The sequence below is a fragment of the Treponema sp. JC4 genome (assembly GCF_000260795.1).
Taxonomy (GTDB): Bacteria; Spirochaetota; Spirochaetia; order Treponematales; family Treponemataceae; genus Treponema_D.
This window is the reverse complement of the sequence record NZ_AJGU01000018.1, coordinates 16,401-36,959: the sequence shown is the minus strand read 5'-3', so window position 1 is coordinate 36,959 and position 20,559 is coordinate 16,401. Positions and strand designations below refer to the sequence as shown.

Below are 20,559 nucleotides of genomic sequence, written 5' to 3'. Positions count from 1 at the left end.
ATTCTCCAAACCTTTTTGCGGAGTTCTTTTATGAAAAAAACGTTTGTACTTATTTTTGCAGCTTCAAGTTCCCTTCTTTTTGCAAAACCAGCAAATAAAACTCTTGTCGGCATTGGTCTGGATCCGATTGAAAATCCAGTCACCATTGATAAAAACGGCCTTCATCAGGATACAGACAATCAGTTTGGCGGGGCCTACCTTTGGGGCGATATCATTCAGGGAAATAATTACGTCACCGCAGCCGGAAAAATTTATTACCGCCTTAATTCAGTTGCAAAAGATGAAGAAGAGCAGCAGAAAATTGACATAAAAAGAGCCTACATAAAAGTCCGTCCTGCAGGTAACGATATTTTTGAAATTGCAGCCGGAAAACTTTATTCATATTATCTTCCGGGCGGCTATTTTGCCCTTGCAGAAATCTATACAGGAAACAGCCGCTGGGGAAAAAGCGGAGTGGGCACAAAGTTTGATTACAAGGGTTTTGGTGGAGGGCTTGCCCTTCCTGTAACGGAAACTTACACCTCCTTTAAGACTTCCTTCTCCCTTGCAGCAGCCCTAAGTTACAACTTCAAAACTCTTTCAGAAAATCTTCCTTTAGAACTTGGTTTTTCAGCCTTTCAAGATTTTATAAAAGAGGATTTTTCTTTTGCGGCTTCTGCCCTCTACAGCCCGAACTGGACAGGCTTTGTATCTAAAGCTAAATTCTTTGCCGCTTATTCTTATAATGCAGCCCCTTACGTTGCAAACAGCACTTTCAAAAATGTAAGCAATTATAATCAGACTGAACTCCAGAAATGTCATCTTGCTTCTATTAATGTAAGCTTTAATCTTGGAAAGGTAGAAATTACAGAAGAAGCAGAGGCCGGTCATTCAAAGGAAGGAGACTATATTCCCCTTTATTCCGGAACCCAGGCTCTTATTCCTATTATAGAGCACCTAGCCTTTAAGCCGCGTTTTTACTACTACGCAGCCATCAATGAAAAAGACAGCGGCTTAAGCCGTCAGACCTTTGCCCTTTATCCCCGTCTCTGGCTGACCTTTGGAAAATGCACAGTATCTGCAGGAAGCATAATTACCTGCATGCAGTGTGGCACAGATAAAAAAGACAAGAGTCTTTCTGACTGGTACTGGGGCTACGAAGTTCCCCTTTATGCAACCTGGAAGTTCTAACTTTTACTCATCCATCAGATTGCCGCTATACAAAAAGTGATAGCGGCCCTTCTGGGCAATCAGCTCTTCGTGAGTACCGCGCTCAATTATTTTTCCCTGTTCAAGAACGATAATTTCATCGGCATTGCGGACGGTAGAAAGGCGATGGGCAATTACAAAGGTTGTCCGCCCCTTCATCAGGCTGTCCATTCCCTTTTCAATCAATGCTTCGGTTCGGGTATCAATAGAAGAAGTTGCTTCGTCCAGAATTAAAACAGGCGGATTTGCAACCGCAGCACGGGCAATTGCCAAAAGCTGACGCTGTCCCTGACTCAAAGAAGCGCCGTCACCGGTAATTACAGTGTCATAACCATTTTCCAGATGGCGGATAAAGGAGTCGGCATTAGAAAGACGGGCTGCCTCGTAAACCTGTAAATCGCTTGCTTCAAGATTTCCGTAGCGGATATTTTCGCGGATAGTTCCCGTAAACAAATGAGTATTCTGCTGAACCATTCCAAAAGACTGGCGAAGGCTTGCCTTACTTATCTGATTAATAGGGAACCCATCCAGCAGAATGCGCCCCTGACCTTGAGGAATATCATAAAAGCGGGTAAGAAGATTAATTGTAGTTGTCTTTCCCGAACCAGTAGAACCAACAAAGGCAATTTTATGTCCCGGTTTTGCGTGAATGCACAAATCGTGAAGAATTGTTTTTTCAGCTTTATAACCAAAGGTTACGTGGTCAAAAATAACTTCACCCCTAAGACGGGTAAGACTTCCATCCGCAGGATTTCTCCAGGCCCATTCGCCGGTTTTTGCAAAAGACTGAACAAGATGTAATTTTCCGTCAGAAGTTTTTGCATCATAGGCATTTACAAGGCTTATCTTTCCTTCATCGATTTCGGCTTCTTCATCAATTATTGCAAAAATGCGTTCCGCACCGGCAAGGGCATTCAAAAGGCTTGTTGCCTGCTGGCTCATCATTGAGACAGGCTGACTGAAACTTCTTGTATACTGCAAAAAGGCTGCAACTGTTCCCAAGTCCATATGCCCCGCAATAACGCGGAAGGCTGCAAAGACAGCGACAATTGCATACTGGGCATGACTCAGATTATTCATCAGAGGGCCAAGAATACCGCCGAAAGTATTGGCAGAAGTTCCTGCCTTACAAAGCTCTTCATTCAGTTTTTCAAAACGCTCTATAGCCTTATCTTCATAATTAAAAACCTTGATAACCTTCTGGCCTTCAATCATTTCTTCTATAAAACCGTTAAGCTCGCCGATTGCCTTTTGATTTTTTCTGAAAGAGGCTGCAGATTTTTTTCCAGTCCAGCCTGCAAGAAGAGTCATCAAAACCATGGTTACAATCATGACAAGAGTTAAAAGAGGAGAAAGCACCAGCATCATTACAAAAACCGCGGTAACAGAAATTACAGAAGATAAAAGCTGGGGAACCGTATGGCTCATCATTTCGCGGAGGGCATCTGTATCGTTTGTAAAACGGGACATCAGTTCACCGTGAGTATGAGAATCGTAAAAACGAAGGGGAAGCTTCTGCAGCTTGTAAAATAAATCTTCGCGGATATTTAATAAAAGCCTTGTCCCTATAAAAATCATAACCCGCTGATTTGCCCAGCTGGCAGAAACTCCGCAGGCAAAAATGATCAGAACCTTTACAAGAAGTTCCTTAAAAGAGGAAAAATCAGGAGACTTCTGACCAATCAGAGGAATAATATAATCATTAATGGCAGGCTTTAAGATATAGGTTCCCGCCACTCCCGCAAAAGAACTGACACTTACAAAAAGAAAACCAAAAGCCAGAGGGCTTTAAATTTTCCCATGTAAGAAAGGATGCGAAAGAGAACCTTTTTTGTATTTTTTGGCTTTGCAAAGCCCTTATGTTTACTTGGCGGCACGGTGCGGCTCCTTACATTTTTTCAGGAAGCATGTCTGCGTCGCCGCTTCCCTGCTGCTGACTTTCATAAACTTCACGATAGATTTTATTATTCCTCAAAAGTTCTTCGTGACTTCCCATTCCGTTTAATTTTCCTTCATCAAGAACAAAAATTATATCTGCATCTTTTACAGAAGAAATTCTCTGGGCAATGATGATTTTTGTAGTTCCCGGAGCAATACTTTTAAGTGAAGCTCTGATTCTTCCTTCAGTTGCAGTATCAACCGCACTTGTGCTGTCATCAAGGATAAGGATTTTCGGCTTCTTTAAAAGAGCCCGGGCAATGCAAAGTCTCTGCTTCTGACCACCGGATACATTTACTCCGCCCTGACCAAGTACAGTATCATATCCGTCCGGGAAGGATTTTATAAAAGAATCTGCATCGGCAGCCTGACAGGCAAGCTCAACTTCCTGGTCACTCGCCTTTTCATTTCCCCAGCGCAGGTTTTCCTTAATACTTCCCGAAAAAAGCACGTTTTTCTGAAGCACAAGAGCAACTCCGTCACGCAAGGCTTTTAAATCATAATTTCGGACATCTTCTCCGCCCACAAAAATCATACCGCTAAGGGCATCGTAAAGGCGGGGAATCAGGGAAATAAGGGTCGTTTTAGAAGAACCGGTTCCGCCGATAATTCCAACTACCTGACCGCTTTCAATTTTCAAAGTGATGTTTTCCAACACCAGATTATCATAACGGTTATTATAGCCAAAACTTACATCGCGGAATTCTATGCTGCCGTCTTTTACGCTTGTTACAGCAGCAGATTCCGGTGATTTTATATCGCTTTCTTCTGCAAGAACTTCTTTAATTCGTCCGGCAGAAGCACGAACCATTACCAGCGATACAAAAATCATTCCCAGCATCATCAGCGACATCAGAATCTGAGTTACATAGGCAAAAAAGCTGATAAGCTGGCCCGCAGTCATAGAGCCAAAAACAACCTTGTGACCGCCAAACCATACAACCGCAGACATAGTAAGGTACATTACCAGCTGCATAAGGGGAATCATCCAGATTATGATTTTTTCTGCCCTGTACTGGGCATTGCATAATTCTTCCGCGGCCTTTTCAAACTTCTTAAATTCAAATTCATCGCGGACATAAGCCTTTACAATTCTGATTCCCACAAGATTTTCCTGAACCGATGCATTAAGTCCGTCATAGGTTTTCATCATCTTCAAAAAACGGGGATGAGCAAAAGTTGAAAGAAGAAGAATTGCCACCGCAAGAAAAGGAACGGCAATCAGAAAAATCAAGGCAAGCTCTGTATTAATCTTAAAGGCCATAAGACAGCCTGCAATCATCATAAAAGGAGAGCGGATGCAGATTCTTATAAGCATCTGGTAAACGTTAGTGCACATTGTAATGTCAGTTGTAAGACGGGTTACAAGGGAAGCCGTACTGAACTTATCAAGATTGGAAAATGAAAAGCCCTGAATTTTACAGTAAATACGCTGGCGAAGATTTTTTGCAAAGCCCTGGGAAGAGTAAGCCGCAAGAAAGGAACCCGCGCAGCCGAACAAAAGAGAAATAACGGCAAGTCCAACCATAAAAAGACCGGTTTTGGTAACGTAAGGAATATCACGCCCCGCAATCCCTATATCAATTATTTTTGCCATGATAAAGGGAATTGAAACTTCCATACAGACTTCGCCAATCATAGAAAGAGGAGAAAGTAAAGTTGTCAGGACATAGCGCTTTTGCATGCCCTTAAGAAGATTTACTTTACTCAAGGCTAACCTCCACAGCTTCAAAGCCCAGGGCGTACATCATCTGTGTAATTGTTTTTTTGGCAGAAGAGTCGGCATCATTTAAAAAGCCCTCACCTACAATTTCTTCTGCAATATTATTTCTTACAAGGTCAATTTCATCAAAAATTTCCTGAGTTGTAATTGGAACAAAAAGACTGCGCTTTTCATCAAAAACAGCCTGTTCAACAATATCGTTTCCAAGAATTTCAGATCTAGGAAGCTTAAGCCTTATAGATTTAGTTCCGTTGTAGGAATCAATTATCTTAAATTTTATTTTAGAAACATCGCTTATTCCAGCCCGGATTATTCCAGTAAACTTTACGATACTGTAGCTTTTTGAAAACATAATGGATTTTTTGAGTGTGATAATATCGCTGTAACGATACTTCTGGGTAATCAGCTCCTGAACACTCAAAAGCTGCTGAGTTACCATTGCCTCGTGAAGTTCCTTTTTAGGAGTAAAAAAAGTCTTCTTTAGATTTGGCAGAATTATCATTAAAACAAAGGCGGCAACCAGAGTAAGGGTTATTATTGTAGCAATTCTCAGGGCAACCTTTGCAAGAATTGGATGAGGATTTGTCGCAGTATTTTTTACAGGCGCATTATTACGTAATTTTTCAGCCTTTTTCAAAAGTGATTTTTCTTCTGTCTTTTTCTTTTCCATAGTGATAAATATAACACATTTTAATCATTTTTTAATTGTTTATTTTCTATATATTTTATATTTTTATTAAAAAGCATTTTATTTTAAATTGTGGAGGATTTTGATGGCTGAAGAAAAAATCATCAAGGTAAAAAAGCACAAATCTTTTGGAAAGAGTTTTCTGGGAACCCTGATATTCCTGGGAATTCTTGCTCTTGCAGGGCTTACAAGTTTTTATGTGGTAGATGAAACCGAGCAGGCAGTTGTAACCCGTCTTGGCCGCTATGCCTACACCACAGGCTCTGGTCTTCACACAAAACTTCCATTTGGAATTGAAAGAAACTACAACGTGCCGGTAAAGGTTGTTCAGACAGAACAGTTTGGCTTCAAAACCGTAAAAGCCGGCCGCAATAACGAATACAAAAACAATATTTCAACAGAAAGCACAATGCTCACAGGAGACCTTAACATCGTTGACGTAGAATGGATTATTCAGTACCGAATTGTTGATCCTAAGCAGTGGCTCTTCGGTGTAAGCGAAAAACGCCAGACAATCCGCGATATTTCCCGCAGCGCAATCAACACTCTGGTTGGTGACCGCGCCATCCTTTCTGTAATGGGTAGCGAACGTTCCAACATCGAAAATCTTGCCCAGAACATGATGAACGAAAATTTTGAATCACTGGGACTTGGAATCAGCGTAATTGCAGTAAAGCTTCAGAATATCGTGCCTCCTAGCGGAGTTCAGGACGCCTTTGAAGACGTAAACAAGGCCATTCAGGATATGAACCGTCTTGTAAACGAAGGTAAGGAATCTTACAACGCAGAAATTCCTAAGGCTCAGGGTGAAGCAGACCGTATGATTCAGGTTGCAGAAGGTTATGCCGCAGAACGCGTAAACATGGCAAAGGGTGATGTTGCCCGCTTCAACGCCGTTTACGACGAATACAGAAAATCACCAAAGGTAACCCGCGAGCGAATCTACCTTGAAACAATGGACGAGATTTTTGGCGCAGACATAAAGCCTGAACTTATTGACGGAAAACTTCAGAATCTTGTGCCGGTTAAGACATTCCAGGATAAGAAAAACTAAGGCGACGGCAGGAGGTATAATTATGGCAAAATCAACTACAAAATTTTTCACAGGATTTTTTACAATTCTCATTCTGGCAGTAATTCTTCTTTTTATGGGACCTCTTTACATTGTAAATGAAGGAAATCAGGTTGTAGTAACCCGCTTTGGTTCAATTGTAGATACTCACACAGAGGCCGGCCTTTACTTTAAGGTTCCCCTTCTTGACCAGGTAACAACCTATTCAAAACTGGTACTTTCTCTTGACGGCGACGAGCAGCGCATTCCTACAAAGGAAAATCAGTTTATTATAGTAGATACTACATCACGCTGGCGTATTTCAGATCCTGCAAAGTTCTATCAGAGCTTTACAAACATAGACAACGCCTACAACCGCCTTTCAGACATCATCGACTCTTCTACCCGCACTGTAATCACCCAGAACAGACTTTCGGAAATCGTACGCTCATCAAACGGAATTAATGAAGAAAAACAGAAGGAAGTTCAGGGCGATGATGAAGAGTCAAAAGAAATTGAAGCTCTGGTAAACACAAACGTAGAAAACGAACTGATTGCAAAAGGCCGCAGCGTTTTGTGTAAGGAAATGCTTGCCGAAGCAAACAAACTTGTTCCAGAATACGGAATTGAACTGATTGATATTCTTCCACGCCAGATTAAATATTCTGACGAGCTTACAGACTCAGTTTTCAACCGAATGATTAAGGACAGAAACCAGGTTGCTCAGGCTTACCGTTCCCGCGGTGAAGGTAAAAAAGCTGAATGGCTTGGTAAACTTGAAAGTGACAAACGTTCAATTTCTTCTGAAGCTTACAAAAAATCTGAGGAAATCAAGGGTAATGCCGACGCTCAGGCCGCTTCAATTTACGCCTCTGCTTACAACAAGGATCCGGAATTCTACAACTTCTGGAAGAGCATGGAATCTTATAAAAATAACCTCAAAGATTACAAGGCAACCTACAGCACAAACATGGATTACTTTAAGTATTTGTACAACGCTGAGGGACGCCGCTAACAGGACAGATTATGCAGCTGATTGAAATTACAGGAAAAAAAATTAAACTTTGCTCAGGGATGACAGAAGAAAGCTTTGCTAAAACCAGATACGCAAGCCTTATTTCCACCAAAGGAATTATTGCCCAGTGCCATTTAGCAGAGGATGGAAAGCCAGCCTCAGACTTTACTTTTTCAGACTGGAATTTCGACAGCATAATAAGCGAAAAGGACGCAAGCGGAAAAAGCATTGTCTTTTATGAAGGAATTTTTGATTTTATGGAAGATAATGAGCCTTCCGCAGCTCCGCTGGCTGCCCTCTCCCAGGATAAGGCTGTCAGTAACGTAAAAGCCGCAAAACTGCTTTGCGCTGCCTTTTCATACGCTGCAAAAAAGGGAGTCCACTTGCCGCAAAACGGGGGCGGAATCCTTTTAAGTATCAGCGAGACTAAAGCCTGCCTGATATTTTTACCCGAAGAAATCTTTTTAAACTCAGTTTCTGCCTTCAGTCAGGAAACTTCAGCCCTCTATCTGGGCTTTTATCAGAATCCTCTTTTAGAAAGCAAAAGTCTTGCAGCCCAGACCTATATGCAGGCAGTTCTTGTCTACAAGGCTCTTACCGGCCAGTTCCCTTTCCCTGCCGTTAATAAGGAAGAAAGAACTGCAGATATAGTTGACCAGAACTTTCTGCCGGTAGAATACGCTGTAAACGGAATTGAGCCCAAAGCGGCGGCAGCCATCAATAAAGCTTTAACAATCCGAAAAGAGAATATGGGCACTATTAATAGTAATTTAATAGATGAGATTTCCACAGCCTTAGACAGTAATGCAAGTGAAAACCGTAATGGAACAAAACTTTCGGAAGAAGAATTTTTAAGCCGCGCCCAGGAATATAAAAAATCACAAAAATCAAAAATCGAAAGAAAAAGAAGAATCCGCCGCAATTCTACAAAAATAATTGCAGTAGCAGCAGGGCTTTTAATCATCTGGCTTGTTGCCGCAAGCATTATAAAATCAAACTTTGAGCAGCCGACAACAATCGGGCTTAGTCCGGTGCAGGTAACAGAATGCTTTTTCCAGTCTATCAACGAAAAAGACGTTCAGCTGATGATGGCCGCATCAAAGGGCAGCCCTTTCAAAAGTTATCTGACGGCAATTACCAACATGCACGTTGCGGACGCCGCAAGTCAGGCCTACACTTTTACAAGCCAGAACCAGAAGCCGGAAAAATGGTTTTTTTATGCTAAAGACAAAATCTCAGATTCCAACACCAGCGTCTGGGGAATAACCAACCTGGAAATCGAAGGTTATAAATCTATTCTGGATGCAGTCCCGACAACTAAAAAAGCCCGCCCTCTTCCTTACAAAAATCAGGAAGGCATTACAAATAATTCAACAATTATGCTGAATCTTTCCTATTATATAGTACAAACAAATACAGAAACTGGTGCAATTGATGTTGAATATGCCGCAGGAGAAGTAATTCTTACCTGGCTTAAAAACCGCTGGGTACTTACTGGAATTGATGTAGGAAGTCAGCTGCTTCCTTTTGATACCGCTGAGTTTAAGGCTGAATATTACGAAGCACTTGCAGCAGAAGAGGATGATGTCGTAAAGGCTGTTGACCGCCTTCGCTTCCGCTATCAGTGGGTTCCTTCCCATACTGTTATGGAAAATGAGGAAAAACGCCTTCGTTCAATTTTTTAGTCTGAAGAAAAAAATTCACACCTTTTATAAATCAGTGTTATAATAAAGGGTGATGGGTACTGAAAAGAAGGTCACGAGAACAATCAAGCCACTGGGAAGAAGCATCGCCATTGGCTGTATTATTTTTATTATTACTCTCTGTGTTGTACTTGGCGTTGGCAGCCACTTAAATTATCAATACTCTCTTTATGAAGGTTACAAATCCTATATCAAAGATATATTGCATTACGTTGATACAGCAATTGATGCAGAAGATTTAAAAAAATGCATTGAAACCGGGGAACGAAGTCCTAAATATGATACCCTTGAAAAATTCATGGACGGAATTAAGGAAGATTTTTCCATCCACTATCTTTACATCATCAAGCCATTAAATACAAATCCTACCGCTAATGTAATGAGCGTTGTTTCTGCAGAAAATTATTACGACCGCTATATCGACACAGAAGGAAATCTTTATTTAGGCTGGATTAGTGATGATGAATTTGATCAGGAAACTGTAAAGGTATACTTTTCCATTATGGAAAAAAGGGAACCTGTGTTTTTTGAAGAAAAAACTGAATGGGGCACAGATTACACAGGAGCAATTACCCTTTGCGATGCAAAAAACAGACCATATGCCCTTCTTTGCGTAGATATTGATATCACAATGCTTAAAACCCTGCTTAATACTCAGGCTCTTGTTACAGCCGCTATAATTATTGTTCTGGGTCTTATCTTTATGGCTGCCTTTCTTTTATGGTCACGAAAAAATATTACCAGACCAATTAAATTACTTGCAAAGAGTGCCGTTTCCTTTACTCAGAAAAGTCACGGCCAGCGAAATATAAATCAGCTGCAGTTTGATGCCCCTGAAATTAAAAAGAAAAATGAAGTTTACTATCTTTGTACGGCAATCGAACAGATGACAAAAGATATGCAGGATTATGTTGTAGACTTAGTTTCTGCAGAGCTTGATTCTGAACTTTTGAAAAAGCAGGCAAGCCAGATGACAGAGCTTGCAAACAAAGATTCCCTGACAGGAGTCAGAAACAAAACTGCCTACGATAAGGAAATGATGAAACTGCAGTTTATGATGGAAACTTCGCGTTCAGAGCCATTCGGAATTGCAATGATTGATTTGAATTTCCTGAAAAAAATAAACGACACCTACGGACATGAGCACGGAAATATTACCATTCAAAAACTCTGTAATCTTGTCTGCAACGTTTTTGACCGCTCCCCTGTTTTCAGAATCGGCGGCGATGAATTTGTTGTAATTCTAAAAGACCACGATTATCAGAATATCATTACTCTTACAAATGAGTTTAATCAGGCTTTAGCAGAATATGCCGCTGACGATACGCTTGAACCTTGGGAAAAAGTTTCAGCCGCCCTTGGCTATGCCCTCTACGACCCGATGATTGACAAGAGCGTTGACAGCGTCTTCAAACGTGCCGACCAGAAAATGTACGCCTGCAAAAAACAGATGAAAGCCGTAAGGGAAGTTTAATTATCTTCAATAACAGCCGGGCGTTGCGAAACAATTAATTGTTTCGAGTTGAGTTTCTTGATGAGCCTAAAAATTGCAATGCAATTTTTTTAACGGCTCTTCGATATTAAACAGGGGCGGAGTTTGAGCCCCGCAGAGGGGGGTAGCGGACAAGACCGGAGCGAGCTTTGCGAGTGAGGACTTGGGAGCGAGGGGGAGACTTCCCCCCACCCTTTTTATTTTCTAAGACAGGCTTTTCTTTGACATTTCTTTATTTTTTGTCATATTGACACTTATTCGGGATGTGTAATATTATAAGAGCACGAGGTAATAAATGGAATACAATATTGAAAAACAGCATCAGAAGGGTAAACTTCATGCTATTGAACGCATTAATGCGCTTTGTGATAAAGATACTTTTGTTGAGATTTATTCCGGCGTGCGCCACAACTGTACTAGCTTTGGAATGGAAAAGAAGGACATTCCTTATGATGGCGTAATTACTGGTTTTGGAAAGATTAATGGCCGCAAGGTTGCCGTATATGCTCAGGATTTTACTGTTCAGGGTGGTTCGCTTGGTCTTATGCACGGCGAAAAAATTGCTGAACTTATCGACAAGGCTATTCAGAGCCGCTGCCCTGTAATCGGAATTAACGATTCGGGTGGAGCACGTATTCAGGAAGGTGTTGACGCACTCTGCGGTTACGGTGATTTGTTCTATCAGAATGTTCGCGCTTCTGGTTCGGTTCCTCAGATTTCTATTATCGCTGGTCCTTGTGCCGGTGGTGCGGTTTACAGCCCTGGAATTACTGACTTTATTTTTGCTGTTGATAAGATTTCTCAGCTTTTTATTACTGGTCCTAAGGTTGTAAAATCTGTAATGTTCCTTGACATTACTGCTGAGGATTTGGGTGGCGCTTCTATTCACTCTCAGAAATCTGGCGTTGCTCAGTTCCGCTGTGATACTGAACAGAACTGTTACGAGCAGGTTCGCAAGCTTCTGGACTACATTCCTCACTACTATGGTGATGAGATTGTTCAGGCTGCTAAAATTAAGTTTGATGAAAAGAAAAAGGCAAAACGCATTAACGAGATTTTGCCGGAAAATCCACGTCAGGGCTATGATATCCGCCAGGTTATTGACTGCGTAACTGATGATGATTCATTCTTTGAAACTTCTGCTGAGTTCGCCAAGAACTGTGTAACTGGTTTTGCTAAGGTTGACGGCCGCTCGGTTGGTATTGTTGCTAACAATCCTTCTGGAATGGGTGGTGTTCTTGACTGTGATGCTTCTGATAAGATTGCTCGCCACGTTCGCTACTGCGATGCTTACAATATTCCTCTTCTTACTTTTGTTGATGTTCCAGGCTTTATTCCTGGTCCTCAGGAAGAGCAGAAGGGTATTATCCGCCACGGTGCTAAGGTAATTTACGCTTACTCTGAATCTACTGTGCCTAAGGTAACTGTTATTACCCGCAAGGCTTACGGTGGAGCTTACATTGCTATGTGTTCTAAGCATCTTGGTGCTGACTTTGTTTACGCTTGGCCTGCATCTGAAATTGCCGTTATGGGTGCTGAAGGTGCTATTGGTATTCTGTATGCTAAGGAACTTGCTGATCCAAACAAGGCTCAGGAAGTTGCTCAGAAGTCTGAAGAATACAAGAACGAGATTATGACTCCAAAAATTGCTGCTAAACGCGGATATATTTCTGAAGTTATTAATCCGGAAGATACCCGCAAGTATATTGTTAAGAGTTTTGACTTCTTGCTGGATAAAGCAAATATGGATAAACCGTTGAAAAAACACGGAAATATTCCTCTTTAATATAGAACACCGCGTTGGAAAACATGGCTTCCGCTGCGCGGTTCAAAAAAGTCATGGGTTTGCGCAAGGCAGGAGACATTATACAAAAAAATTGGACTGTGGGACGCAGGCGAAAATTAGGGGGGAACCCGTGAGGGGGTGGTACCCTGATTTTCGCCGTCGCTGGGACCCGCAGTCCGATTTTTTTTGTAGAAGGCATTATGACAAATACAAGCAAAGGCATTATTTTCCTAATCATCTCGGCTTTCTCTTTTGCGGCTATGGCGCTTTTTGTGCGGCTGGCGGGGGGAATTAATTTTATTCAGAAGGCTTTTTTCCGTAATTCTGTTTCTTTTATTATTGCGCTGGGATTTTTGATTCGGGAAGGGCGGGAAAAGGGCTGGGAGTCGGTTGCTATTCCTAAGGGGGCGCTCATTTTTCTTTTTATCCGCGCTACGGCGGGCTCTATCGGGATTTTCGGGAACTTCTATGCAATAGACCGGCTTGTGCTTTCGGATGCAGCAATTCTGAACAAGATGTCACCATTTTTTGCCGTATTTTTCAGCATTTTTTTGATGAAGGAAAAAGTTCGCCTTGTTCCTATGCTGGCGATTACAGGGGCTTTTTTAGGCGCCATGCTTGTTGTAAAACCAAGCTTTGATTTTTCTGCTACCCTTCCTACCCTTGCGGGTTTTATTGGCGGTGTGGGAGCGGGACTTGCCTATGCCTGCGTGCGAAAGCTCAGTTCGCTTAAATGTAACGGTAAGGTTATAGTTTTATTTTTCTCTGTTTATTCCTGCCTGCTTTCTGTCCCTCACATGATTTTGCACTGGGAGCCGATGACAGGCCTCCAGCTGACTTTCCTGATTCTTGCGGGAATCTGGGCTGCATGCGGGCAATTTGCAATTACAGCAGCTTACTTCCACGCCCCTGCCCGCGAAATAAGTATTTACGATTATTCTCAGATTATTTTTTCCGCAAGCTTCGGTTTCTTTGTTTTCGGTATGATTCCAGACTGGATGAGCCTAACTGGTTACGCTGTGATTATCAGCATGGCTGTGCTCAATTTCTGCTACAATAAAAGAGAGCACACCCAGCAGTAAATAATCTCCCGTCTAAACGGCCTTGTCAAAGAAGATTGACTCGGCACGAAGGATTTTTGCAGCTTCAACAAGATTGCTAAGGCTTCTTACCGTTTCTTCTTCCCTACGGGTTTTAAGACCACAATCCGGATTTACCCAGAGTTTTTCAAGAGGAACCTTTTCGCGCATTTTGTTCAAGGCGGCTGTAATTTCTGAAACCGACGGAACGCGCGGGGAATGAATATCATAAACTCCAGGACCAACTTCCGTTTTAAAGTCTGCCTCTTTAAGGGCATCAAGGATTTTCAAATCTGAACGGCTTGCTTCAAAGGTAATTACATCAGCATCCATATCATCAATTTCGCGGATAATATCATTAAACTCGCTGTAACACATATGAGTATGAATCTGAGTTTGAGGCCGAACCTTTGCATGAACAAGACGGAAGGCAGGAATTGCCCAGTCCAGATATTCTGAATGCCAGTCTCTCTTTCTTAGAGGAAGTTTTTCCCTCAGGGCTGCCTCATCAATCTGAATAATGCGGATTCCATTTGCTTCAAGGTCTAAAACTTCATCGCGAATTGCAAGCCCAATCTGATCAGCCTGCTCTTTTAAGCTGATATCTTCGCGGGGGAAAGACCAGTTCAAAATTGTAACAGGCCCTGTGAGCATCCCCTTTACAGGCTTTTTAGTGCGGCTCTGGGCATAGACAGACCATTCTACAGTCATTGGAGCGCGGCGGGAAACATCACCCCAGACAACAGGAGGCTTTACGCATCTTGTGCCGTAAGACTGAACCCAGCCGTTGGAGGTAAAAAGGTAACCATCCATCTGAGAGCCAAAATATTCAACCATGTCGTTTCGTTCAAACTCACCGTGAACAAGGACATCAAGGTCGAGTTTTTCCTGCAGGGCAATACATTCAGCGATTTTTTCCTGATTGAAAGTTACATATTCCTGATCGGAAAGCTGTCCTTTTTTCCAGGCTGCACGCTTTGCGCGAACCTCTTTTGTCTGAGGGAAAGAACCGATTGTTGTTGTAGGAAAAAGCGGAAGGTTGAATTCCTTCTTCTGAATTTCTTCGCGAACTTCAAAGTCAGGTTTTCGGATAAAATCATCAGCGGTGAGAGCAGAAAGTGCTGCCTGCACCTTAGGATTTTTATTGACCCTCTGACAGGCAAAAAGTTTTTTGTTTTCTTCCAGGACAGCCTTATCCTCAGAGGCAAGTTCTTTAAGTTCGCAGAGTTTTTCTTCCGCAAAGGCAAAATGAGCCTTCACCTCATCGCTAAGCTTATCTTCCAGTTCTGTTGAATAAGGAACGTGAAGCAGTGAACAGGAAGGAGAAATTACAAGGTTTTCTTGAGGCAGACATTTTTTAATTTCAGAAAGAATATGGATTTTATCTTCGTAATTACTTCGCCAGATATTTTTTCCGTTTATAAGGCCTGCAAATAAAAGGGTATTTTTTGGGAAAGATTTTTCTATTAAAGAAAGAGTCTCTTTTCCTTCTATAAAATCCAGCCCGATTCCGTCAAAGCCAAGCGAAATCACCTCCTCATAGACATCACGGATATCGCCAAAGAAGGTCTGAAGAAGGATTTTAACTTTTGTCTGACTGCGGATTTGTTTAAGAAGCTTTTTGTAAATGGTCACAAAGAGAGTTTTTTCTTCTTCATTAACATCAAGCACGAGGGCTGGCTCGGAAAAACTTATCCATTCAGCGCCAAGAGCTTCTAACTGGCAGGCAAGTTCCGAATAAGCTGCTACAGCATCATCAATAAAAGCTTCCGCTTTTTTTCCGCCTGTATAAGAAGCAAGATGAAAGAAGGTGTAAAGACCTGTCAGGGCAGGTACTGTCTTTATTCCAAGCGAAAGCGCCTCTGAAAACTCACAAAGAGGTTTTGAATTTTCTGCCAGTTTGATTTTTGTGTCATCGCTAAGCTCCGGAACAAGATAATGATAATTTGTGTTGAACCATTTTTTCATAGGAAGGGCTTTTACGTCGCCGGCATTTCCCTGGTAACCGTGAGCGGTTGCAAAATAAGTTTCCAGAGGACTAAGTCCAAGTTTTACATAGCGGGAAGGAATAGCACCCAGCAAAAAAGCCGTATCAAGAAGATTATCATAAAAAGAAAAATCGTTTGAAGGAATAAAAGTAATTCCCGCTTTCTCCTGCTTTTTCCAGCCATAGGCACGAAGTTCTTTTGCAACTTCTTCAAGTTCTGACTGGCCTATTTCGCCCCTAAAGAATTTTTCTGCTGCAAATTTTAACTGTCTTTCTTTTCCGATTCTTGGAAAACCTGTAACTGCTGTTTTTATCATACGCTTTTACCTACCCTTTTAATATGTTGTTTTGAATCAGTATATGAAATCACAATGATTTATAAAAATACTATTTCTATACAGTTGGCAATAGGTTTTATCTATGGTAATATTTATGATGATATGACTTTACAGCAGTTAAAATATGCAGTTGCCGTTGCCGACACAAAAAACATCACAGAGGCTTCAAAAAAAGTTTTTATTTCTCAGCCAAGCCTTACCGCCTCTATCCACGAGCTGGAAGACGAAATGGGGATTAAGATTTTCAGCCGTACCAACAAGGGTGTTACCCTTACAAATGAAGGAGACGAATTTCTTTCCTATGCACGTCAGGTGGTTGAACAGGCAGGACTTCTTGAAGACCGTTACAAAGGAAAGGGAGAAGCAAATCCTATTTTTTCTGTAAGCTGCCAGCACTATTCTTTTGCAGTAAATGCCTTTGTAGATGTAATAAGAGAGTTCGGCGCTGCTTCTTACGATTTTACCCTTAGAGAAACCCAGACTCATGAAATCATAGAAGATGTTGCCCATTTAAAAAGCGAGCTTGGAGTTTTATATCAGAGCCGTAAAAACGAAGACATAATTTCAAAGCTTCTTAAAAAAAATAACCTTCACTTTGAGCCTCTTTTTACGGCAGGACTTCACGTTTTTATTTCATCTGAGAATCCTCTGGCAGAAAAAGAAAGCCTTAAGCTGGAAGATTTAAAGCCCTTCCCCTACCTGACCTATGAGCAGGGAAACTATAATTCATTTTATTTTGCCGAAGAACCGCTTTCTGCAATTGATTTTGACTGTCCTAAAAACATCAAGGTCCGCGACCGCGCTACCCTTTTCAATCTGCTTATCGGTTTAAACGGCTACACAATCTGTTCGGGAATTATCAGCCACGAACTGAACGGAGAAAATATAATTGCCCGCCCCCTTGAACTTGATGACAAAATGACGGTTGGAATTGTAAGCCGTAAAAACGTATTTCTTTCACGCTATGCGCAGAGTTATATAGAAGCTATTAAAAAACACTGCTTATAACAAAGTTTTTTTTGCCTTTGAGTTTTTGCCATATTATACTCATTATAGCGAGGTAAATATGGATAATTTTACGTTCTACAGTCCGACCAAATTTGTGTTTGGAAAAGAGATGGAAGTGCTGGCAGGTGCGCTTGTAAAAGAATTTGGCGGAAGTAAGGTACTGCTTCATTTTGGCGGAAAGTCAGCAGAAAAATCCGGACTTTTGGGAAGAATCAGAAATTCATTAAAAGAAGCAAAAATTGATTTTGTTGAACTTGGCGGAGTACATCCAAATCCTCTTGATGATCTTGTTTATGAAGGAATTGATTTGTGCAAGAAAAATGGTCTTGATTTTATTCTTGCAGTTGGCGGCGGTTCAGTAATTGACAGTGCAAAGGCAATTGCGATTGGCGTATGCTATGACGGCGATTTCTGGGATTTTTACAGCGGAAAGGCTGAACCTAAAAAAGCTCTTCCTGTTGGAACCGTTTTGACAATTGCGGCGGCAGGAAGTGAAGGCTCTGGAGATTCCGTTATAACAAAAAGGGATGGAATGCAGAAAAGAGCAACCGGTGGGGAATGTATACGTCCTCGCTTTTCAATTTTGAATCCTGCCCTTACCCAGACTTTACCTGCTTATCAGACAGCCTGCGGTGCGACAGATATTATGGCTCATGTATGTGAACGTTATTTTACAAATACAAAAAATGTAGAAACCACAGACAGACTCTGCGAAGCCGTTCTTATGGCTATGATTCACGAAACTCCAAAGGTAATTGCAAATCCTGATGATTACGAGGCACGTGCAAATATCATGTGGGCTGGAATGGTTGCTCATAACAATATTGTTGGGGTTGGTCGCGAACAGGACTGGAACAGCCACGGTATTGAACATGAACTTTCAGGTCTTTATGACTGCGCTCACGGTGCAGGACTTGCAGTAATTATGCCGGCCTGGATGGAGTTTGTTTACAAGCATGATCTGATGCGCTTCTGTCAGTGGGCAGAACGTGTCTGGGGCTGCAAAATGGATTATGAAAATCCAGAAAACACCGCCCGCGAAGGAATTAAACGCTTCCGCGAGTTCCTCCACAAAATCGGCATGCCGATTAATTTTGCTGAACTTGGCGCAAAGGAAGAAGACATTCCTACCCTTGTAAAGAAATTTGGCTTACCGGAAGGCGGCTCAACAGGCGGCTTTGTACACCTGACCTCTTCTGACATTGCGGAAATTTACAAGATTGCAGCAAAGGCAAAGCTATAATTAAATCCTATCCCAGTGCTACATCAAGAACCATCATAAGTGCGAATCCAAAGGCAAATCCGATTGTACAGACATCAGTTTTTTCATCTCGGGTTGCCTCTGGAATTAATTCTTCTACTACAACGTAAACCATGGCACCAGCCGCAAAAGAAAGCAGATATGGCAGAAACGGCAGAACAAGAGAAGTCAAAAGGATTGTGATTATTGCTGCGACAGGTTCTACAGCGCCGGAAAGAGTTCCATATAAAAAGGATTTGAATTTTCCGTTTCCTTCGGTTCGGAGGGGCATAGAAATAATTGCGCCTTCCGGGAAATTTTGAATTGCAATACCAATGGCAAGAGCAAGTGCATCCGCGCCGGAAAGACCGCTTCCGTTCAAAAAGCTTGCAAAAACAACACCGACAGCCATTCCTTCTGGAATATTATGGAGGGTTACGGCAAATACAAGCATCATTGTACGGCTGATTTTATTTACTGTTGATTTAGGCCCTTCAGGACTTTCTGCCATTGCATGTAAATGAGGTGTAATTTTATCAAGTAAAAAGAGAAAGGCAATACCAAGAATAAAACCTGTCAGAGCCGGCAAAAATGCAAGACGCCCCATTGGCTCACTCATATCCATTGCAGGAATTAAAAGTGACCAGACGCCGGCTGCAATCATAACTCCCGCTGCAAAACCGAGCAGAATGCGCTGAACAGTATCATTCATGCCGTGCTTCATAAAGAAAACACAGCCCGAACCAAGCGTTGTTCCTAAAAAAGGAATTAAAAGTCCCCAGAAGGTTATATTCATATTTTTAAAATAAATGATTTATATGCTGGAGTCAATAAAAAAATCCCGGCTCGTGATGAACCGGGTGTTTTTAATTGCGCCTCGCTAGTCTCGGCGCTTGAGCTATTCTTTCGATGAACCTAAACAGGCCCGCTGTCGCAGCCCTGTTTTTAACGGTTCTTCTATTTTAAGCTTATTCAGTAGGACGCTTTTTCAAGTTCTTGCTTTCAATAATAGCCTGGCCCTCGCCAACTTGTTGCTCCATCATAGCGCGAACTTTTAATGGAAGTCCGAACAAAGTGATAAAGCCTTCTGCGTCTTTGTGATTGTAAAGTTCACCAGTTGTGAAAGATGCAATTGATTCGTTGTAGAGGCTGTATTTTGAACCAGAGCCTGCACCGCGGATAGCACCCTTAATCAGCTTAACTTTTGCCCAGCCGGTAACAGTTTCTTCTGTCTTGTCTACGAATGCCATAAGGCTGTCGAACAAAGTTGTGAACCATTTTCCGTCGTAGATGAGTTCGCCGATTTTGATTGCAATCTGCTGCTTGTAATGGTAAGTATCGCGGTCAAGACAGATATGATCCATCATGCGGTGAGCAAAGTAAAGGATTGCTCCACCCGGTGTTTCGTAAACGCCGCGGCTCTTCATACCAACACAGCGGTTTTCACAGATATCAACAAGGCCAACACCGTTGCGTCCGCCGATTACGTTAAGTTCGTTCAAAAGGTCAAGTGCATTCATCTTTTTGCCGTTGAGTGCAACTGGGATTCCTTTTTCGAATTCGATTGTTACGTATTCACCGTCAGCTGGAGCTTCTTCTGGCACAACTGTATTTTTGAGCATGTGCTTGTAGTTTGGCTCGTTTTCTGTCTTTTCAAGTTCAAGACCTTCGTGAGAAAGGTGCCAGATATTCTCATCACGAGAGTATGACTGGTCTTTTTTCATTGGAACTTCAAGTCCGCGGTCTTCAAGATATTTGATTTCTGCTTCGCGGCTGTCCATGTTCCATTTGTCATCACGCCATGCAGCGATTACTTTCAAATCAGGAGCAAAAGCCTTAATTGCAAGTTCAAAACGAACCTGGTCGTTTCCCTTACCTGTAGCACCGTGACAGATTGCAACAGCTTTTTCCTGACGTGCATATTCAACAAGGATTTTTCCGATAAGAGGACGTGCAGTAGAAGTTCCCAAAAGATATTCATCTTCGTAAACTGCATTAGCCTTTACAGCAGGCCAGATATATTCTTCGATGTATTCCTGGCGGGCATCAACAACGTAGCAGGCAGAAGCACCAGTTTTAAGTGCGCGAGCCTTGATTGCAGCCCAGTCATCGCCCTGACCAACGTCAATACAAACGGCGATTACATCATAATCATAATTTTCTTTAAGCCAAGGGATGATAACAGTTGTATCAAGTCCGCCCGAATAAGCCAAAACTACTTTATCTTTTGCCATACGATCCTCCTGTGTAGGCCCGCCGGTCAGAGTGGCCGGTGATTTTTGCTTTACCTTTCGGCACTATTTCTGCATAAATATACAAAAAG

The 20,559-nt window shown here is 42.0% G+C and carries 15 protein-coding genes; 9 read left to right on the top strand and 6 right to left on the bottom strand.

Going from position 1 to position 20,559, the window contains the following annotated elements; genetic code table 11:
- The first annotated feature begins 30 nt into the window (after window positions 1–30).
- Window positions 31–1,170: a hypothetical protein gene (locus tag MSI_RS08360; RefSeq protein ID WP_009105764.1), complete on the top strand. Its 1,140-nt coding sequence runs from the start codon at window positions 31–33 to the stop codon at window positions 1,168–1,170.
- Window positions 1,171–1,173: 3 nt separating this feature from the next.
- On the opposite strand, the gene MSI_RS08355 is transcribed toward MSI_RS08360, so the two are convergent.
- The 3 genes from MSI_RS08355 to MSI_RS08345 form a co-directional block, all read right to left on the bottom strand.
- On the bottom strand, window positions 1,174–2,925 hold the full coding sequence (locus MSI_RS08355; RefSeq protein WP_009105763.1) for an ABC transporter ATP-binding protein: 1,752 nt from the start codon (window positions 2,923–2,925) through the stop codon (window positions 1,174–1,176).
- 151 nt (window positions 2,926–3,076) lie between these two features.
- On the bottom strand, window positions 3,077–4,810 hold the full coding sequence (locus tag MSI_RS08350; RefSeq protein WP_039924607.1) for an ABC transporter ATP-binding protein: 1,734 nt from the start codon (window positions 4,808–4,810) through the stop codon (window positions 3,077–3,079).
- A gap of 19 nt (window positions 4,811–4,829) precedes the next feature.
- Window positions 4,830–5,519 carry a DUF4230 domain-containing protein gene (locus MSI_RS08345; protein ID WP_009105761.1) on the bottom strand — a complete coding sequence of 230 codons (690 nt, stop codon included), beginning with the start codon at window positions 5,517–5,519 and terminating at the stop codon, window positions 4,830–4,832.
- 103 nt (window positions 5,520–5,622) lie between these two features.
- Here MSI_RS08345 and hflK point away from each other — a divergent pair, with 103 nt between their 5' ends.
- The 6 genes from hflK to MSI_RS08315 all read left to right on the top strand — a co-directional run bounded on the left by hflK (window position 5,623) and on the right by MSI_RS08315 (window position 13,666).
- The gene (gene hflK / locus MSI_RS08340; RefSeq protein WP_009105760.1) at window positions 5,623–6,591 is read left to right on the top strand and encodes an FtsH protease activity modulator HflK; all 969 of its coding nucleotides are present in this window, start codon (window positions 5,623–5,625) and stop codon (window positions 6,589–6,591) included.
- Window positions 6,592–6,613: 22 nt separating this feature from the next.
- Complete coding sequence (gene hflC, locus MSI_RS08335) at window positions 6,614–7,603, top strand: protease modulator HflC (protein WP_009105759.1); 990 nt, start codon at window positions 6,614–6,616, stop codon at window positions 7,601–7,603.
- Between the two features lie 11 nt (window positions 7,604–7,614).
- Window positions 7,615–9,288 carry a hypothetical protein gene (locus MSI_RS08330; RefSeq protein ID WP_009105758.1) on the top strand — a complete coding sequence of 558 codons (1,674 nt, stop codon included), beginning with the start codon at window positions 7,615–7,617 and terminating at the stop codon, window positions 9,286–9,288.
- A gap of 52 nt (window positions 9,289–9,340) precedes the next feature.
- Complete coding sequence (locus MSI_RS14015; protein ID WP_009105757.1) at window positions 9,341–10,780, top strand: GGDEF domain-containing protein; 1,440 nt, start codon at window positions 9,341–9,343, stop codon at window positions 10,778–10,780.
- Between the two features lie 313 nt (window positions 10,781–11,093).
- Window positions 11,094–12,584: an acyl-CoA carboxylase subunit beta gene (locus MSI_RS08320; RefSeq protein WP_009105756.1), complete on the top strand. Its 1,491-nt coding sequence runs from the start codon at window positions 11,094–11,096 to the stop codon at window positions 12,582–12,584.
- Between the two features lie 200 nt (window positions 12,585–12,784).
- Window positions 12,785–13,666: a DMT family transporter gene (locus tag MSI_RS08315; RefSeq protein ID WP_009105755.1), complete on the top strand. Its 882-nt coding sequence runs from the start codon at window positions 12,785–12,787 to the stop codon at window positions 13,664–13,666.
- A 12-nt stretch (window positions 13,667–13,678) separates the two neighbouring features.
- Here MSI_RS08315 and metE read toward each other — a convergent pair whose 3' ends face one another.
- Entirely contained in the window at window positions 13,679–15,967 is a 2,289-nt protein-coding gene (gene metE, locus MSI_RS08310) for a 5-methyltetrahydropteroyltriglutamate--homocysteine S-methyltransferase (protein ID WP_009105754.1), read from the bottom strand.
- Window positions 15,968–16,090: 123 nt separating this feature from the next.
- Between metE and MSI_RS08305 the strand changes: the two genes are divergently transcribed.
- Together MSI_RS08305 and MSI_RS08300 are read left to right on the top strand one after the other, a co-directional pair.
- A complete protein-coding gene (locus MSI_RS08305) occupies window positions 16,091–16,996 on the top strand; it encodes a LysR family transcriptional regulator (RefSeq protein WP_039924603.1) in 906 nt (301 codons plus the stop codon).
- 58 nt (window positions 16,997–17,054) lie between these two features.
- A complete protein-coding gene (locus tag MSI_RS08300) occupies window positions 17,055–18,239 on the top strand; it encodes an iron-containing alcohol dehydrogenase (RefSeq protein ID WP_009105752.1) in 1,185 nt (394 codons plus the stop codon).
- Between the two features lie 7 nt (window positions 18,240–18,246).
- Here the strand turns inward: MSI_RS08300 and MSI_RS08295 are convergent, their stop codons facing one another.
- Together MSI_RS08295 and MSI_RS08290 are read right to left on the bottom strand one after the other, a co-directional pair.
- Window positions 18,247–19,032 carry a ZIP family metal transporter gene (locus MSI_RS08295; RefSeq protein WP_009105751.1) on the bottom strand — a complete coding sequence of 262 codons (786 nt, stop codon included), beginning with the start codon at window positions 19,030–19,032 and terminating at the stop codon, window positions 18,247–18,249.
- Window positions 19,033–19,204: 172 nt separating this feature from the next.
- Window positions 19,205–20,470 carry an argininosuccinate synthase gene (locus MSI_RS08290; RefSeq protein ID WP_009105750.1) on the bottom strand — a complete coding sequence of 422 codons (1,266 nt, stop codon included), beginning with the start codon at window positions 20,468–20,470 and terminating at the stop codon, window positions 19,205–19,207.
- Window positions 20,471–20,559 lie beyond the last annotated feature (89 nt).

Coding starts and splice junctions, on each gene's coding strand:
- MSI_RS08360 (WP_009105764.1), top strand. CDS start 31: ATGAAAAAAACGTTTGTACTTATTTTTGCAGCTTCAAGTTCCCTTCTT.
- MSI_RS08350 (WP_039924607.1), bottom strand. CDS start 4,810: ATGCAAAAGCGCTATGTCCTGACAACTTTACTTTCTCCTCTTTCTATG.
- MSI_RS08345 (WP_009105761.1), bottom strand. CDS start 5,519: ATGGAAAAGAAAAAGACAGAAGAAAAATCACTTTTGAAAAAGGCTGAA.
- hflK (WP_009105760.1), top strand. CDS start 5,623: ATGGCTGAAGAAAAAATCATCAAGGTAAAAAAGCACAAATCTTTTGGA.
- hflC (WP_009105759.1), top strand. CDS start 6,614: ATGGCAAAATCAACTACAAAATTTTTCACAGGATTTTTTACAATTCTC.
- MSI_RS08330 (WP_009105758.1), top strand. CDS start 7,615: ATGCAGCTGATTGAAATTACAGGAAAAAAAATTAAACTTTGCTCAGGG.
- MSI_RS14015 (WP_009105757.1), top strand. CDS start 9,341: ATGGGTACTGAAAAGAAGGTCACGAGAACAATCAAGCCACTGGGAAGA.
- MSI_RS08320 (WP_009105756.1), top strand. CDS start 11,094: ATGGAATACAATATTGAAAAACAGCATCAGAAGGGTAAACTTCATGCT.
- MSI_RS08315 (WP_009105755.1), top strand. CDS start 12,785: ATGACAAATACAAGCAAAGGCATTATTTTCCTAATCATCTCGGCTTTC.
- metE (WP_009105754.1), bottom strand. CDS start 15,967: ATGATAAAAACAGCAGTTACAGGTTTTCCAAGAATCGGAAAAGAAAGA.
- MSI_RS08305 (WP_039924603.1), top strand. CDS start 16,091: ATGACTTTACAGCAGTTAAAATATGCAGTTGCCGTTGCCGACACAAAA.
- MSI_RS08300 (WP_009105752.1), top strand. CDS start 17,055: ATGGATAATTTTACGTTCTACAGTCCGACCAAATTTGTGTTTGGAAAA.
- MSI_RS08295 (WP_009105751.1), bottom strand. CDS start 19,032: ATGAATATAACCTTCTGGGGACTTTTAATTCCTTTTTTAGGAACAACG.
- MSI_RS08290 (WP_009105750.1), bottom strand. CDS start 20,470: ATGGCAAAAGATAAAGTAGTTTTGGCTTATTCGGGCGGACTTGATACA.